The 13,447-nt window shown below is 63.7% G+C and carries 13 protein-coding genes; 6 read left to right on the forward strand and 7 right to left on the reverse strand.

Going from position 1 to position 13,447, the window contains the following annotated elements; translation table 11 throughout:
* The first annotated feature begins 3 nt into the window (after positions 1–3).
* Positions 4–1,548, forward strand: a complete 1,545-nt coding sequence (locus WFR25_RS02940) for a lipopolysaccharide biosynthesis protein (RefSeq protein WP_419723137.1) — start codon at positions 4–6, stop codon at positions 1,546–1,548.
* Positions 1,549–1,586: 38 nt separating this feature from the next.
* Here WFR25_RS02940 and WFR25_RS02945 read toward each other — a convergent pair whose 3' ends face one another.
* On the reverse strand, positions 1,587–2,624 hold the full coding sequence (locus WFR25_RS02945; protein ID WP_419723138.1) for an adenosine kinase: 1,038 nt from the start codon (positions 2,622–2,624) through the stop codon (positions 1,587–1,589).
* A 104-nt stretch (positions 2,625–2,728) separates the two neighbouring features.
* Here WFR25_RS02945 and WFR25_RS02950 point away from each other — a divergent pair, with 104 nt between their 5' ends.
* Together WFR25_RS02950 and WFR25_RS02955 are read left to right on the forward strand one after the other, a co-directional pair.
* Positions 2,729–3,394, forward strand: coding sequence for an EI24 domain-containing protein (locus WFR25_RS02950; RefSeq protein WP_336974632.1), 666 nt, complete (start codon positions 2,729–2,731; stop codon positions 3,392–3,394).
* Positions 3,391–3,759 (forward strand): hypothetical protein, encoded by a 369-nt coding sequence (locus WFR25_RS02955; protein WP_336968363.1) that lies wholly within the window; start codon positions 3,391–3,393, stop codon positions 3,757–3,759. The genes WFR25_RS02950 and WFR25_RS02955 overlap by 4 nt, the downstream gene beginning before the upstream one ends.
* Here WFR25_RS02955 and queG read toward each other — a convergent pair.
* Positions 3,745–4,785 carry a tRNA epoxyqueuosine(34) reductase QueG gene (gene queG / locus WFR25_RS02960; RefSeq protein WP_336968365.1) on the reverse strand — a complete coding sequence of 347 codons (1,041 nt, stop codon included), beginning with the start codon at positions 4,783–4,785 and terminating at the stop codon, positions 3,745–3,747. The genes WFR25_RS02955 and queG overlap by 15 nt on opposite strands.
* A gap of 22 nt (positions 4,786–4,807) precedes the next feature.
* On the opposite strand from queG, the gene WFR25_RS02965 reads away from it, so the two are divergent.
* Genes WFR25_RS02965 through msrB form a run of 3 tightly spaced genes read left to right on the forward strand, consistent with a single transcriptional unit; the run spans position 4,808 to position 7,486 of the window.
* Positions 4,808–5,779: an ABC transporter ATP-binding protein gene (locus WFR25_RS02965; RefSeq protein WP_419723188.1), complete on the forward strand. Its 972-nt coding sequence runs from the start codon at positions 4,808–4,810 to the stop codon at positions 5,777–5,779.
* Positions 5,776–6,981: an ABC transporter permease gene (locus WFR25_RS02970; RefSeq protein ID WP_336968370.1), complete on the forward strand. Its 1,206-nt coding sequence runs from the start codon at positions 5,776–5,778 to the stop codon at positions 6,979–6,981. The genes WFR25_RS02965 and WFR25_RS02970 overlap by 4 nt, the downstream gene beginning before the upstream one ends.
* 19 nt (positions 6,982–7,000) lie before the next feature.
* The gene (gene msrB / locus WFR25_RS02975) at positions 7,001–7,486 is read left to right on the forward strand and encodes a peptide-methionine (R)-S-oxide reductase MsrB (RefSeq protein WP_336968372.1); all 486 of its coding nucleotides are present in this window, start codon (positions 7,001–7,003) and stop codon (positions 7,484–7,486) included.
* Here msrB and WFR25_RS02980 read toward each other — a convergent pair.
* The 5 genes from WFR25_RS02980 to purH all read right to left on the reverse strand — a co-directional run bounded on the left by WFR25_RS02980 (position 7,435) and on the right by purH (position 13,427).
* Positions 7,435–9,219 (reverse strand): hypothetical protein, encoded by a 1,785-nt coding sequence (locus WFR25_RS02980; protein ID WP_336968374.1) that lies wholly within the window; start codon positions 9,217–9,219, stop codon positions 7,435–7,437. The two genes, msrB and WFR25_RS02980, sit on opposite strands and share 52 nt — an antisense overlap.
* 4 nt (positions 9,220–9,223) lie before the next feature.
* Complete coding sequence (locus WFR25_RS02985; RefSeq protein ID WP_419723189.1) at positions 9,224–9,592, reverse strand: GtrA family protein; 369 nt, start codon at positions 9,590–9,592, stop codon at positions 9,224–9,226.
* Between the two features lie 88 nt (positions 9,593–9,680).
* Positions 9,681–11,192, reverse strand: a complete 1,512-nt coding sequence (locus WFR25_RS02990; protein WP_336968378.1) for an NAD(P)/FAD-dependent oxidoreductase — start codon at positions 11,190–11,192, stop codon at positions 9,681–9,683.
* 148 nt (positions 11,193–11,340) lie between these two features.
* On the reverse strand, positions 11,341–11,670 hold the full coding sequence (locus WFR25_RS02995; protein WP_336968380.1) for a UrcA family protein: 330 nt from the start codon (positions 11,668–11,670) through the stop codon (positions 11,341–11,343).
* 167 nt (positions 11,671–11,837) lie between these two features.
* Complete coding sequence (gene purH, locus WFR25_RS03000) at positions 11,838–13,427, reverse strand: bifunctional phosphoribosylaminoimidazolecarboxamide formyltransferase/IMP cyclohydrolase (RefSeq protein ID WP_336968382.1); 1,590 nt, start codon at positions 13,425–13,427, stop codon at positions 11,838–11,840.
* Positions 13,428–13,447: the final 20 nt, after the last annotated feature.

Consider the following 13,447-nt stretch of genomic DNA (forward strand, 5'->3'; position numbering starts at 1 on the left):
GCCATGACGCGAGAGGGGGATCATAATAAGGTGCCGACACCGGCCATCCCTGCGCACGTCGATGCGTCGTCTGGCGAAGAGGACGATATTGCCGCCCTGGCGAAGGGCGGGCGCACCAATATTTTCGGCTTCCTGCTGCGCCTTGCCGCGCGCCTGCCCTTCCTGTTCATTGCTGGCCGCTGGTATGGCGCCGACGCGCTGGGCCGTTTCGCCTATGCGGTGCTGGTCGTGGAGTTTGCCGCGCAACTCGCGACGCTGGGCCTCAAGCGCGGCCTTGCAGGCGCGCTGTCGCAGACCGAGCGGCCCCATGGCCATGTCGTTGCCGACGCTATCATCGTGACGCTCATCGCCTCGCTGATCGGCGCCGGGGCGCTGGTCGCCTTTCCACAGGCGATGTTCCCGAACAGTGGCATCAACGGGCTGGATCGATTGTTGGCTCTGATCGTCATTGCAGTCGCGGTGTCCGATGTGTCGTTGGCGGCCTGTGCCTATCGCTTCGATATCGCCGCGACCGTGCGTGCGCGGTCCATCATCGAACCGTGGGCGATCAGTATCGGCGCGTTCGCCTTTGCTTTCTACTCGACCCGTGACGGCCTGATCCTCTCCTATGTGCTGTCCATGGTGGCGGCGATGATCGCCTCGGTCATACCGATGATGCGGCATTATGGCTGGCCTTCGGGCTGGCGGTTCGATGGCGGGCGGTTGTGGCGGCTGGCGCGTCGCAACCTGCCGCTGGCGGCCGCCGACGGGGTGGAATGGGGTTCGCGCCGTCTGGACTTGGCAATACTGGGCCTGTTCGTCAGCCCGGCGGTCGTTGGCATCTATTATGTCGCGCAGCAGGTCGCCTCGCTGCCGCAGAAGCTGAAGACCAGTTTCGATCCCATTCTTGGTCCGGTCATCACCCGCAATCTGTCGGAGGGCAATCTGGCCGCCATCGCGCGCCAAGTCAGCCAAGTCGGTTTCTGGATCATCGCCGCGCAGGCGGGGATCGCCCTGGCGCTCGGTATTCCGGGCGAGGCCGTGATGGGGTTGGTGGGTCCGCATTTCGTTGGCGGCACCGGCGCGCTGGCCTTCCTGCTGCTGGCCGAAGTGGTGGCCGCGACGGCGGTCGTCAGTGAATCGGCGCTTGTCTACATCGCCCGGCACCGCAATCTGGTGATCTCGCTGATGATGATCGCGTTGCAGGCGCTGCTCAGCTTCGCACTCATCATCGGTGCGCGGCGTTTGGGGCTGGTGCCGATGTACATCGCGGCGGCACCTGCTTTGGCGCTCTGCATCGCGCTGGGCGTTGGCGCGCTGGTCAAGGCGCGATTGCTCTCGCAACTGCTTGATGCACGGGTCAACGCCTGGCGCTGGCCGCTCCTGAGCGCCTCGGGCGTCGCCTGCATCGTGGGCGCGGGCTTTGTTGCCCTGCCACCGCACCTCGAATGGGTCGAGCTGGTGTTCGGCGTCGCTGCGATCCTGGGGGCTTACGGGTTTGTCATCTGGCGCTGGGGCTTCGGTCCAGAGGATCGCGCGCTGTTCCGGCGCCAGAAGACGTCGGGCTGATCGGCATTCCGTTCATGCCGATCAGCTTTTGCTTGGCGTCAGGCGAATAGCTTCGCCCGGATCAGCTTCAGATCGACTTCGGGCCGCGCGCCATAGTGAGAGATGATTTCCGCCGCGGCGGCTGCGCCCAGTTTCAGGCAATCCTCTACGCCCAGGCCGTCGATATGCGCGGCCAGAAAGCCAGCAGCGAACAGGTCGCCCGCGCCGGTTGTGTCCACCACCTGCGCCACGGATGCGGCTGGCGCTTCATAGCGCGTGCCATCGACAACCGCGACGGCGCCATTCTCGCTGCGGGTGGATACCAGCACCGGCACCTTGGCCGCGACGGTCGCTACGGCCTTGTCGAAATCGTCGATCTGGACGAGCGACTTTATCTCTCCTTCGTTGGAAAAGAGGATGTCGATCAGTCCCTGGTCGATCAGGTCCAGGAAATCGGCGCGATGCCGGTCGATCACGAAATTGTCTGACAGGGTGAAGGCGACCCGTCGACCGGCATCGCGGGCGGTGGCGATGGCGGCGCGCATGGCCGCGCGCGGCTGCTCCGGATCCCACAGATAACCTTCGAGGTAGAGGATGCCCGCGGAGCGGATAAGGTCGGCGTCCAGCGCACTTTCGGGCAGGAACTGCGATGCGCCCAGAAAGGTGTTCATGGTTCGCTGCCCATCGGGGGTGACCAGGATCAGGCAGCGCGCGGTCGGCACGTCACCGCTCACCGCCGGGGTGGTGAAGGTGACGCCCATCGCCCGGATGTCATGGGCAAAGACGCCGCCCAACTGATCGTCGCACACCTGGCCGATGAAACCACAGCTTTTGCCCAGCGCGGCAAGGCCGGCCAGCGTATTGGCGGCGGAGCCACCGCTGATCTCCACTGCCGATCCCATTCCGGCATAGAGCGTCTCGGCCATCTCTGCGTCGATCAGTTGCATGCCGCCCTTGGTCAGCGCATGTTCTGCCAAAAAGCCATCATCGCTGCGGGCAAGCACGTCGACGATCGCATTGCCGATGGCGATGACGTCCAGTGTGTGGGGGCTGTTGGCGGACAAATGCTTTTCCTTCGCGCAAGAAAATGGCCCCATAGCGGGGCCGTCATGCCCTTAGCTCTATCGGTGTGCGGGTGAGGACGCAACGGCGCATGTCGCGAGTGATTGACCCGCGCGGTGGCGGGGGCGACAAGAGGGCCATGATCCTTGCCGCCCTGTTCCGGTCGCTACCGCAGATTTTCCACCCCGCTGCGCGTGCGGTGTTGGGGCGCACGCTGCTTGTCACCCTGCTGGTATTCGCGATCCTTGGAGCGGCGCTTTGGTGGGGGATCGACGCGCTGCTGGACTGGCGGGGCTGGGATGGTGGGCTGGCCGAAGGAGCCGCGAGCGGACTGGTGACGCTGGTTGCCGCCTGGTTCCTGTTTCGCGCGATCGCAATGGCGGTCATGGGCCTCTTCGCCGATGCGATCATTGAGGCGGTGGAAAAGGAAAGCTATCCACAGGCCGCGATCCGCGCCCGGCCCGTTGGTTTTACCCGCAGTCTGTGCTTTGCCCTCGCCTCGCTCACCCGGACACTTGGCCTCAACCTGCTCGCGCTGCCGCTCTATATCGTGCTGCTCGTCACAGGTGTTGGTACGCTTGTCCTGTTCCTTGTGCTCAACGCCTGGCTGCTGGGGCGCGACATGGCCGACATGGTGGAGCCACGCCATCCCGACCTGCCACCCATCGCGCGCGCGGGGCGTTGGCTGATGGGCTTGGTGTCTGCCCTGTTGTTCCTGCTGCCGGTCGTGAACCTGCTTGCACCGATCTGGAGCGCGGCTATGGCCGTTCACATGCTCCATAACCGCAAGAGGATAGCTGCATGAGCGCCGCCCGGCTTTTTGTCATGGGATTCGCCGCGCTGTCGCTTGCAGCCTGTGCCACCGTGCCCCCACCACAGCCCGCTGCGGCTGCCAATCCCGGCCCCCCGGCCAGCGCCTTTACAAAGGCTGGACCCTTGATGGGCGAGGAGGCGAAGCAACTTACCCGGTTGCTCGGCACGCCCCGGCTCGACATTCGCGAAGCGACGATGCGAAAGCTGCAATTCGCCAATGGCCGCTGCGTGCTCGACGCCTATCTCTATCCCCCCTCGCCGGGCAAGGAGCCGGTGGTGACGCATATCGATGCACGCTCGCCTGCCGGCGTGAACATCGACCCGGCGTCCTGCGCGGCGGCGCTACAGGCGCGCTAACGCCCACTTGGCGGCTTCTGCGACGACAGGATCAGGATCGTCGCGCAATGGTTCCAGCCAGCGTGCCAGACCCTTGTCGCCGCTGTTCCCCGCCGCGATCGCCGCGTTGCGGACCATCCGGTTGCGTCCGATCCGCTTGATCGGCGACCCGGAAAATATCTCCCGGAACCCGGCATCGTCCAACGACAACAGGTCGGATAGCGCCGGGGCGGCCAGTTCGGCCCGACCGACAAAGGCGCGGTTGGCCGCCGCCGTTTGCGCGAACTTGTTCCAGGGGCACACCGCCAGACAATCGTCGCAACCATAGATGCGGTTGCCGATCCCCTTGCGAAATTCCTCCGGGATAGGTCCCTTATGCTCGATAGTGAGGTAAGAGATGCAGCGCCGCGCATCGACGACATAGGGCGCAGCGAACGCATCGGTAGGGCAAGCATGCAGGCAGGCGCTGCAACTGCCGCAATGATCGACTTCGGGCGCATCCGGCACCAGCGGGATCGCGGTATATATCGCTCCCAGAAACAGCCAGCTACCATGATCGCGGCTGACGAGGTTGCTGTGTTTGCCCTGCCAGCCCAGCCCGGCCCCTTGTGCTAGCGGCTTTTCCATCACCGGGGCGGTATCCACGAAGACCTTGAGCGCGCCCTCCTGCTGCTCCACCAGCCAGCGGGCCAGCGCCTTCAGCGCCTTTTTGACGACGTCATGATAATCGCGCCCCTGCGCATAGACGGAAATCCGCCCCCGATTCCCCACATCGGCCAGCGCCAGCGGGTCGCGTGCCGGGGCATAGCTCATGCCCAGCATGATGACGCTTTGCACCTCCGGCCAAAGGCCAGCGGGCGATCCGCGCTGCCCGGCGCGCTCCTCCATCCACAGCATGTCGCCATGGTGGCCCGCGTCCAGCCACGCCTTCAGCCGCTCGGCCGTTTTCGGAGCCGCGTCGGCGCGCGCAATGGCGCAGGCGGCAAAGCCCAACCGCATGGCCTCCGCCTTCAGGCGCTCTTCAAGAGTTTGGATTGGCGTTGACATGGCGTCCGGCTATGGGGGAGCGATGATCGGCGATCCCACGTTGCAGCCCACCTATGCCGTTGAAGGTCATGGTCTTGTCAAGACATTCGGCAGCTTTCGCGCTGTCGATGGCATCGACATAGCCGTGCCTGCGGGCACCATCTATGGCATTCTTGGTCCCAATGGCGCGGGCAAGACCACGTTGTTGCGGACGCTGCTGGGCATTGTCGATCCCGATGCGGGGCACCGCACCCTGCTGGGCGATGCCGCGCCGCTGCGCCGGGCGAAAGAGGTCGGCTATCTGCCCGAAGAACGCGGTCTTTACCCGTCGATGAAGGCTTTTGAGGCGATTGCCTTCATGGGCGCCTTGCGGGGCCTGCCATTGAAAGTCGGGCGTGAGCGCGCCCGCATCCTGCTGGCGGACCATGGCATGGGCGCCTCGATGGACAAGCCGATCCGCCAGTTGTCGAAGGGCATGGCCCAGACCGTCCAGCTATTCGGCACGATCGTGCATGAACCGCGCCTCATCGTGCTGGACGAGCCTTTCTCCGGCCTTGACGCCATCAATCAGGGCAAGCTGGAGGCGCTGATTCGCGCGCAGGCGCGGAGCGGCGTGACGATTCTCTTCTCTACCCATGTCATTGCCCATGCCGAGCGTCTGTGCGAGCGCATAGCCATCGTCGCGGGCGGTCGCATACGATTCGAGGGAACGGTTGCCGCCGCGCGCGATCGCCTCGCGCCGCAGGTGCGGTTGCGGACACGTGCCAGCGATGGTCCGTGGCGCGCGGTCCTGCCCGCAGACACGATGGCGCAGGATGGCGGTTGGCATTTTGCCCTGCCCGATGAGGGCATGGAGCCGTTGCTCCGCGCACTGCTGGATGGTCAGGCTGGTATCGAAAGCCTGTCGATCGAGCGTCCCGGCCTGCATGATGCCTTCGTCGCCATTGCGGGGGAGGCGACCGCGCGGCAGATGGACGAAGAGGCGCAGGCTGGGCAAGAGGAGCAGGTCGCATGATCGACATAGTGCGCGCCGCCTTCGTCATCGCCCGACGGGACTTCACCGCCATCGTCTTTTCCAAGACATTCATCTTCTTCCTGCTCGGCCCGCTTTTCCCGCTGATCATCGGTATGGCCTTTGGTGGGCTGGGGGAAAAGATCAGCACCGACGCCCTGCGTCCCGTCATCGGCATCGCCATGCCGGGCGCGGAAGCAGCCCGGATGGAACGCGCCCATGCGGCGCTGGTCGAGCGGCTGGGAACACAGACCTTGCCAGAACTCAAACGGCTGTCGCCTGCCGCCGATCCGGCGGCGCAGCTTGCCCAGCACAAGGTCGGCGTTGTCGCGATTGTGTCGGGCACGGTCGATCGTCCGCTGCTGACGGGCAAGCCCGACGACATCGCCATGTTGAAGGGCGACGTCAGTCTGATCGCCAGCGCGGCGGAGGCGGGCGCTCAGTTGCCGCGGGTCAACGTCCGCACCCAAGCCGTCGTCACCAGCACCGGCGCGCAGGATCAGGCCCGGTTGCTCACCGCGCGGGCGGGGCAGGCGCTGATCTTCCTTCTCACCATGTTGTTGGCGGGCATGGTCCTGTCCAACATGGTCGAAGAAAAGACGACCAAAGTGATCGAGGTGCTGGCCGCAGCGGTTCCGGTGGACGCCATCTTCCTTGGCAAGCTGGCGGCGATGCTGGCAATGAGTTTCGTCGGCATCGCTTTTTGGGGCGGCGGAGCGGTTGGTCTGACGCTGTTGCTGGCTGGACCGGGCGGATTTTCGATGCCCGCCCCCGCGGTTGGCTGGCCGCTGTTCGTGATGCTTGGCATCCTCTATTTCGCGATGGCCTATCTGCTGCTCGGCTCGCTGTTCCTGGGAATAGGCGCGCAGGCCGCGACAGTGCGGGAGGTGCAGACGCTCAATATGCCCGTGACGATGGCGCAATTACTGATCTTCTTCTTCGCCACCTATGCGGTCGATCATATGGGATCGCCGGCGGAGGTTGCCGCTATCATCTTCCCCTTCAGTTCGCCGTTCGCGATGATCGCCCGCGCCGCCCAGCAGGAGGCGCTCTGGCCGCATTTCGTCGCGCTTATCTGGCAGGGGTTGGCGGTGGTCGTCATCATCCGGCTGGGCGTCTTCCTGTTCCGCCGCCATGTGCTGAAATCTGGCAGTGCCGGAGGGCGCCTGCGCTGGCGCGACCTGTTCAGGCAGGCGAAAGGCTGATGATGGGAGGCTCGCCGACATGAACCGGCGAGTCTTTCTGGGCGGCGCTGCGGCGACCGCGATCGTCGCCACCTTCTGGCATATGGGCACGGGGGAGGCAGAGGCCGCTTATCCCGTCACCCTGACCAATGCCGAATGGCGCAAGCGCCTCAGCCCGCAGGCTTATGCCGTTCTACGCCAGAAATCGACCGAGCATCCCTTTACCAGTCCGCTCAACAAGGAAAAGCGCGAGGGTGTCTATAGCTGCGCAGGGTGCGAGCAGCGACTATTCCTCTCGAAGACCAAGTTTGATAGCGGCACCGGCTGGCCCAGCTTCTATCGCCCCATCAACAGCGCGATCGGAACAAGCACCGATCGCGAACTGGGCTATTCCAGGACAGAAGTGCATTGCGCGCGCTGTGGCGGGCATCTGGGCCATGTGTTCGATGACGGGCCGAGGCCCACCGGCCTGCGCTATTGCATGAACGGCGTGGCGATGCGCTTTGTGGCGGGCAAGACCCGATAGATTTTGAGCGGGCCATGGGTGGGTAGCTGCGTCAACCAGGCAGGAACCTCGCCCCGCGCCAGCACCGCCGCCAATCCGTGGGGCGAATCCTTCACATACATCCCCATTTCGTTGAGGCCGGAGCAGGTGATGACATAAGCGGCTCCACCCCCACCGTTCAACCGCTCGATCACCTGCTGCGCCTTGGCGGGCGGCGCCATATAGCCTTCGAGAACCGCCGTGATCCCGGCGGCGTTGCGATGATGCGCGGTGCCAGTGACGGCATGGCGGGTCTGCACCAATATGTCCGGCCCCATGTCGATCGGCGCGAACAGCAAGGCAGGCGACAGGGCCTTTAGCGGCGCCAGCGTAGCGGCTTCCCGGCAATCCGTGGTGTTGGTGGCCTCTGTCTTGGCGTCCGGTTTGGTTGCAATGCTTACCCATAAAGCCGCTAGCCCAAAAGGAGTCAGCGCTGCCAGTGCAACCGATCCGAAGACGCGCACCATGGCCATACGTGACGCCTGCACCCGGCGGAACAGCGTGATCAGCAGCCAGGCGATCCCCGGCAAGGCAAACAGATGCGCGACGCTCATGGCCCGCATGACCAGAATCGATACGGCCATGGTGCCGCCCAGCAGCAGCGCCAGCATCAGCCAGTCGCGCCGCGCTCCGTCACGATTTGCCCCTGCCGCGCCAAGCGTGCCGACAAGCCCGATGACAGGGGTCAACAGAATAACGCCCGCCATCGACAGGCCCTGTTCCCAGATCGGGCGCCCCTCCATGACTTGCAGATACCAATAGCGATAGGCGAGCGGTCCAAGGGCAGCAAAGGGATCGCCCGACAGGCATGATCCACCTGTCACCAGAAAAATCGCCACCGCGCAAAGGCCGCCGATCGCGGGCACCGCGAAGCGCCGAGCCGGGGTAGCGTTGCCGATCAGACGGACTGCTATAAGGCTGGCAACCGACAGGCCAAGCAGTGGCCAGATATAGATGTAGGACAGGGCATCGCAATTTTGCGCCCAGAGTGCGCTTGCCCCACGCGTGGCCATCAGCAAAGCGAGCGCGGCGATCCCCAGCGTAACCGCATAGGTGACGAACCGTCTCGCTTCACGCCGTTCCATCCATTGCTGTAGCGCCAGTACGCCAGCGAACAGCGCCGCATAGGGCAGCCCTTCGCTCGAAATCTGGAGCCAGACGGCCAGTGCAAGGCCGGCAACCATACCGCCGCGCGCGGCGCGTGGATCGAACAACCCACCCAGCGCCACCGCCGCCATCAGGATCTGCCAACCATGATGGTCGATCCGCATCGGTGTAAACTGCACCAGGATCGACGGATTGGTCAGCAACAGCGCAACGCTGACCAGCGCCACGGCCGTCCCGCCAATTCGTCCAGCGGCCCGGTATGTCGCCCAGGTCAGGGCGCCCAGCAACAGCAACGGCACGATGATGCAGGCCAAAATCTCTGCGCCTGCCATGCCCAGAAACGGCCGGAAGGTCAGAATGATGTCGGCAATCGGCAGGTCTACGATCCGCGACCAGTGCATTGGGCCGCCTGCGGGCGGATAGACGCGATATTGGGTGACGTCGAACCAACTCTGTCCGCCGATCCAGTCACGCACCTGCGTCAGCCGCATCGCGTCATCGGGATCGCGAAAGCCAAGGGCCACAAAGCTGCCATGGAAAATCCACAGCATGACGGCGCTGCACAGCGCCCATGCGGCAGCGACCAGCCGGCCGGGTCGCAGTCTCATCCCACTATCGTGCGGCAAAGATGCCATATTTGCGAATCGCATAAATGGTGAAGAAGCTGACGGGAATAGACGCCAGCTTGGCGATGGCCGGGCTGGTGCCGACGCTACTCAATGCGCCGACGATCCCCATGGTCATCGCCATGCCCAGCAGCGAACTGAGGACAAAACCGACACGTTGGGCATGGGTGGCGCTGTCCGCATCGCCGGGCAGGAAAACAAATCGCACGCTGATGACCCAGTGGACACCCATCCCGAAGAGATAGCCGCCAAAGGCCGCGATCACAGGCGGCGCACCCAGATGATCCAGCATCAGGAAGACAAGCATATCGCTCGCCAGCGCGCAGGCGCTCGCAACCAGATAGCGTGCCAACATGAAGCGGGCCGTAATCAGTCCGACAATGGTTTTTACGGCGCGAATGCCCCCGGTGGTCTTCACAACGCGGATAGGTTCCGGCATGATGTCATGCGGCTTTCAGGCGGCTGGGAACCAATCGTTCGCTGGCCAGCGCGGCCTTCTCGCCCTCGTCGCCCGACTCATGATATTCGGCATCCTCGTTGACGCCCCACACGTCATAAGCGCGCGCGCCCGCCTCGATATTGCGGACGGTCAGCATCGCCGTCATCATGGCGTGGTCCTGATTATTATAGCGGTGCATGCCGTTGCGTCCGACCAGATGCAGTGTCGGATAGCGGGTTTCCAGCTCGGTCCGCATCTCCAGCACATTGGCCGCATAAGCGTCGTCATAGATGGGATAGGCCTTTTCCTGCCGCACCACCGCGCCACCGACCACATCGGCCGGATCGCACAGGCCCAGCATCGCCATTTCTGCCTTTGCCAGCTCGATCAGGTCCGCGTCGGCTGTCGCCCACAGGCCGTCGCCCTCAAAACAGAAATATTCCAGGCCGACACAGGCGACCGACGGATCGGGCACCATCTCTGGCGACCAGCTGCGGAAATTCTGGATGCGGCCGACCTTGACCTTGCTGTCGTGGATATAGATCCAGTTGTCGGGGAACAGGTCATCCGATTTGATCATCAGCGCGACGGTCAGGAAGTCGCGATATTTAAGGTCTTGCGCTTGTGGCAGGGTCGCGGGCAGGGGATGGATGCGTGCCGCCAACTCGCGCATCGGTGCGGAGCTGATGACATGGGCGGCATTGATGATGATCTCGCCCTCCGGTCCATCGGCAATCATGCGCCAGCGGCTGGTGCCCTGATCCTGCGCGATCTGCTTGAGGCTATGGTCCATCAATATCTGATTGCCACCCGCGACGACCAGATCGCGCGCCTTTTCCCACATCATGCCGGGGCCAAGGCGCGGATAGCGAAAGGTCTCCAGCAGCGTCTTGGTTTCCATACCGTCATTGGGCCGCTTGTTGAGGCCAAGGCTGCGCTTGAGGCCGTCCGTCACGGCGCCCCACAGCGACAGCCCCTTGATGCGTTGCGCGGCCCAGTCCGCCGAAATCTCGTTACAGGCCATGCCCCACACTTTTTCGGTGTAGGTCTTGAAAAAGATGGAGAAGAGGCGATGACCAAAGGCGTTGACGGTCCAGTCCTGAAATGACTTGATGTCGCGATTGGGCATCAGCCGCGCCTTGGCGAAACTGGCCATGCACAGGGTCGAGCGGATGATTCCCAGATTCCACAGCGCTTCGAATGCGCGCAGGGGATAGCTGTAGAATTTCCCCTCATAATAGATGCGGCTCATGCGCGGGCGCTGGATGAAGTCGTCGGGCAAGATCTCGTTCCACAGGTCGACCACTTCCTGTGCCTTGGAAAAGAAGCGGTGCCCGCCAATGTCGAAGCGGTAGCCATCCAGTTCGACCGTCCGGCTGATCCCGCCGACATAGACCGGATCTTTCTCGATGACGGTGACGCTGTAGCCTTTTTTGGTCAGCAGGTAGGCGGCGGTAAGGCCGGCCGGGCCTGCGCCGATGATGGCGACGTCCACGCTCTGGTCGATACGCGGCATATGCTTCTGGTCCCCCGGACAAGTCTTTCCTGTCTCCGGGAGTGAAGGAAATCCTCTAAGGAGTGGTTAACGGCCGATAAGCATATGCCAGCAAAAAGGGCCGCCCCGCACGATCGCGGGACGGCCCTTTTTGCGCTCCAGCGGTAGTTTAGCTGCGCTGCGCCAGCGTATTCAGGTCGTCGCGAGCGCCATCTAGCGCGTCACCGAAGCAGGTCCGATAGTCGCGGGTTTCCGGAATGATCGACCCGTTCATATGGCCGCATACCTTCTTTGCCGCTTTGGTGATGCGATAGTCGGCCATGCGATAGCCGCGCTGATCGGCAAGGTTGAGGTCGCGGAGCGATATGGTCATCGAGCGGGTCTCGGTGCCGGTGTTGCCGTCCACGATCACGTCAGCATTGGTGTTGAGCGCCGAAGCCGCGGTGGGCAGAGCAACAGCCATTGTGGCGGCCAGCGCCACCAGCATTTTTCTGGTCATCCTGTATCTCCTGTCGAACATGCTTATATTTTTTGCCCCACGCCTACGTGGGCGTTCGGGTCCATTTCTAAATAAGCGTGACAGGCAGCGAAGGAAAGGGCCAATTCGCCCTTTCCGGCCTTAAAAACCGCTAAAAACCGCCATATTTGTTGCTGCGGCGCGTCAAATCAATGACGGAAATGCCGCATCCCGGTGAAGACCATCGCCAGACCCGCTTCGTCCGCCGCCGCGATCACCTCTTCATCGCGGATCGAACCGCCCGGCTGGATGACGGCGGCGGCGCCCGCCTCGACCGCCGCCAGCAACCCATCAGCGAAGGGGAAGAAGGCGTCTGAAGCAACTGCAGAGCCGATGGTGCGCGCGCTGTCCCAGCCCGCCTTGTCGGCGGCGTCCTTCGCCTTCCACGCCGCGATGCGCGCGGATTCCAGCCGGTTCATCTGTCCAGCGCCGATGCCTGCGGTGCTGCCACCTTTGGCGTAGACGATGGAGTTGGACTTCACATGCTTGGCCACGGTCCATGCGAACAGGCAATCGATGAGTTCCTGATCGGTGGGTGCGCGCTTTGTCACGACCTTCAGCGCGTCCATATCGACCCGGCCATTGTCGCGGCTCTGGAACAATATGCCGCCCGCAATGCTCTTCATCTGCATACCGGGACGGGCCGGATCGGGCAGGTCGCCGGTCAGCAGCAGGCGCAGATTCTTCTTCTTGGCAAAGATCGCCTTGGCCGCGTCATCGGCGTCGGGCGCAGCCACGACTTCGGTGAAGATGCCGCTGATGGCTTCGGCGGTGGGGCCGTCGAGGGGGCGGTTGACGGCGATGATGCCGCCAAAGGCCGATACGCTGTCACAGGCGAGCGCCGCCTCATAGGCCTCGATCAACGTCGCGCCGGTCGCCACGCCGCAGGGGTTGGCATGCTTGACTATGACCACGGTCGGTGGCCCGTCGCGGAATTCGCTCACCAGTTCCAGCGCCGCATCGGCGTCGTTGATATTATTGTAGCTCAGTTCCTTGCCCTGCACCTGCCGCGCCTGCGCGATGCCGTTGGCGGTCGGATTAACGGGCAGATAGAGCGCCGCCGACTGGTGCGGATTTTCACCATAGCGCAATGACGTCGCCAGCTTGGAGGCGACCGACAGGGTCTCGGGGAACATCGTCCCCTGATCGGCAAAGGCGAACCAGCTTGCGATCATCGAATCATAGGCCGCCGTCGCCGCATAGGCCTTGGCCGCCAGCAGTCGGCGGAAATCATAGCTGGTCGCGCCGCCCTTGTCCGTCATCTCGGCGATCAGCCGCGCATAGTCGGCGGGATCGGTAACGATCGCCACGCTCTCATGATTCTTCGCCGCCGAACGGACCATCGAGGGGCCGCCAATGTCGATATTCTCGATAATCTCCTCGCGCTCCGCGCCCCTGGCGACGGTCGCGGCGAAGGGATAGAGGTTGACGACCACCAGGTCGATCGCGCCGATCTGATGCTCATCCATCGACGCGACATGCTCGGCATTGTTGCGCACGGCCAGCAGGCCGCCATGCACCTTGGGATGCAGCGTCTTGACGCGCCCGTCCATCATCTCGGGAAAGCCGGTCAGGTCGGAAATGTCCATGACCTCCAACCCGGCTTCTCGCAGCGCCTTGGCCGTGCCGCCGGTCGACACCAGTTCGACGCCATGGCTGGCGAGCGCCGCGCCCAGTTCGTTGAGGCCGGTCTTGTCGGACACGGACAGCAGCGCCCGTTTGATGGTCACGTCAGTCATTGAAAAGAGTCCTTGGCGGA

It is taken from the genome of Sphingobium aromaticiconvertens, from assembly GCF_037154075.1.
Taxonomy (GTDB): Bacteria; Pseudomonadota; Alphaproteobacteria; order Sphingomonadales; family Sphingomonadaceae; genus Sphingobium; species Sphingobium aromaticiconvertens.

Coding starts and splice junctions, on each gene's coding strand:
- WFR25_RS02940 (WP_419723137.1), top strand. CDS start 4: ATGACGCGAGAGGGGGATCATAATAAGGTGCCGACACCGGCCATCCCT.
- WFR25_RS02945 (WP_419723138.1), bottom strand. CDS start 2,624: ATGGGGCCATTTTCTTGCGCGAAGGAAAAGCATTTGTCCGCCAACAGC.
- WFR25_RS02950 (WP_336974632.1), top strand. CDS start 2,729: ATGATCCTTGCCGCCCTGTTCCGGTCGCTACCGCAGATTTTCCACCCC.
- WFR25_RS02955 (WP_336968363.1), top strand. CDS start 3,391: ATGAGCGCCGCCCGGCTTTTTGTCATGGGATTCGCCGCGCTGTCGCTT.
- queG (WP_336968365.1), bottom strand. CDS start 4,785: ATGTCAACGCCAATCCAAACTCTTGAAGAGCGCCTGAAGGCGGAGGCC.
- WFR25_RS02965 (WP_419723188.1), top strand. CDS start 4,808: ATGATCGGCGATCCCACGTTGCAGCCCACCTATGCCGTTGAAGGTCAT.
- WFR25_RS02970 (WP_336968370.1), top strand. CDS start 5,776: ATGATCGACATAGTGCGCGCCGCCTTCGTCATCGCCCGACGGGACTTC.
- msrB (WP_336968372.1), top strand. CDS start 7,001: ATGAACCGGCGAGTCTTTCTGGGCGGCGCTGCGGCGACCGCGATCGTC.
- WFR25_RS02980 (WP_336968374.1), bottom strand. CDS start 9,219: ATGAGACTGCGACCCGGCCGGCTGGTCGCTGCCGCATGGGCGCTGTGC.
- WFR25_RS02985 (WP_419723189.1), bottom strand. CDS start 9,592: ATGTTGGCACGCTATCTGGTTGCGAGCGCCTGCGCGCTGGCGAGCGAT.
- WFR25_RS02990 (WP_336968378.1), bottom strand. CDS start 11,192: ATGCCGCGTATCGACCAGAGCGTGGACGTCGCCATCATCGGCGCAGGC.
- WFR25_RS02995 (WP_336968380.1), bottom strand. CDS start 11,670: ATGACCAGAAAAATGCTGGTGGCGCTGGCCGCCACAATGGCTGTTGCT.
- purH (WP_336968382.1), bottom strand. CDS start 13,427: ATGACTGACGTGACCATCAAACGGGCGCTGCTGTCCGTGTCCGACAAG.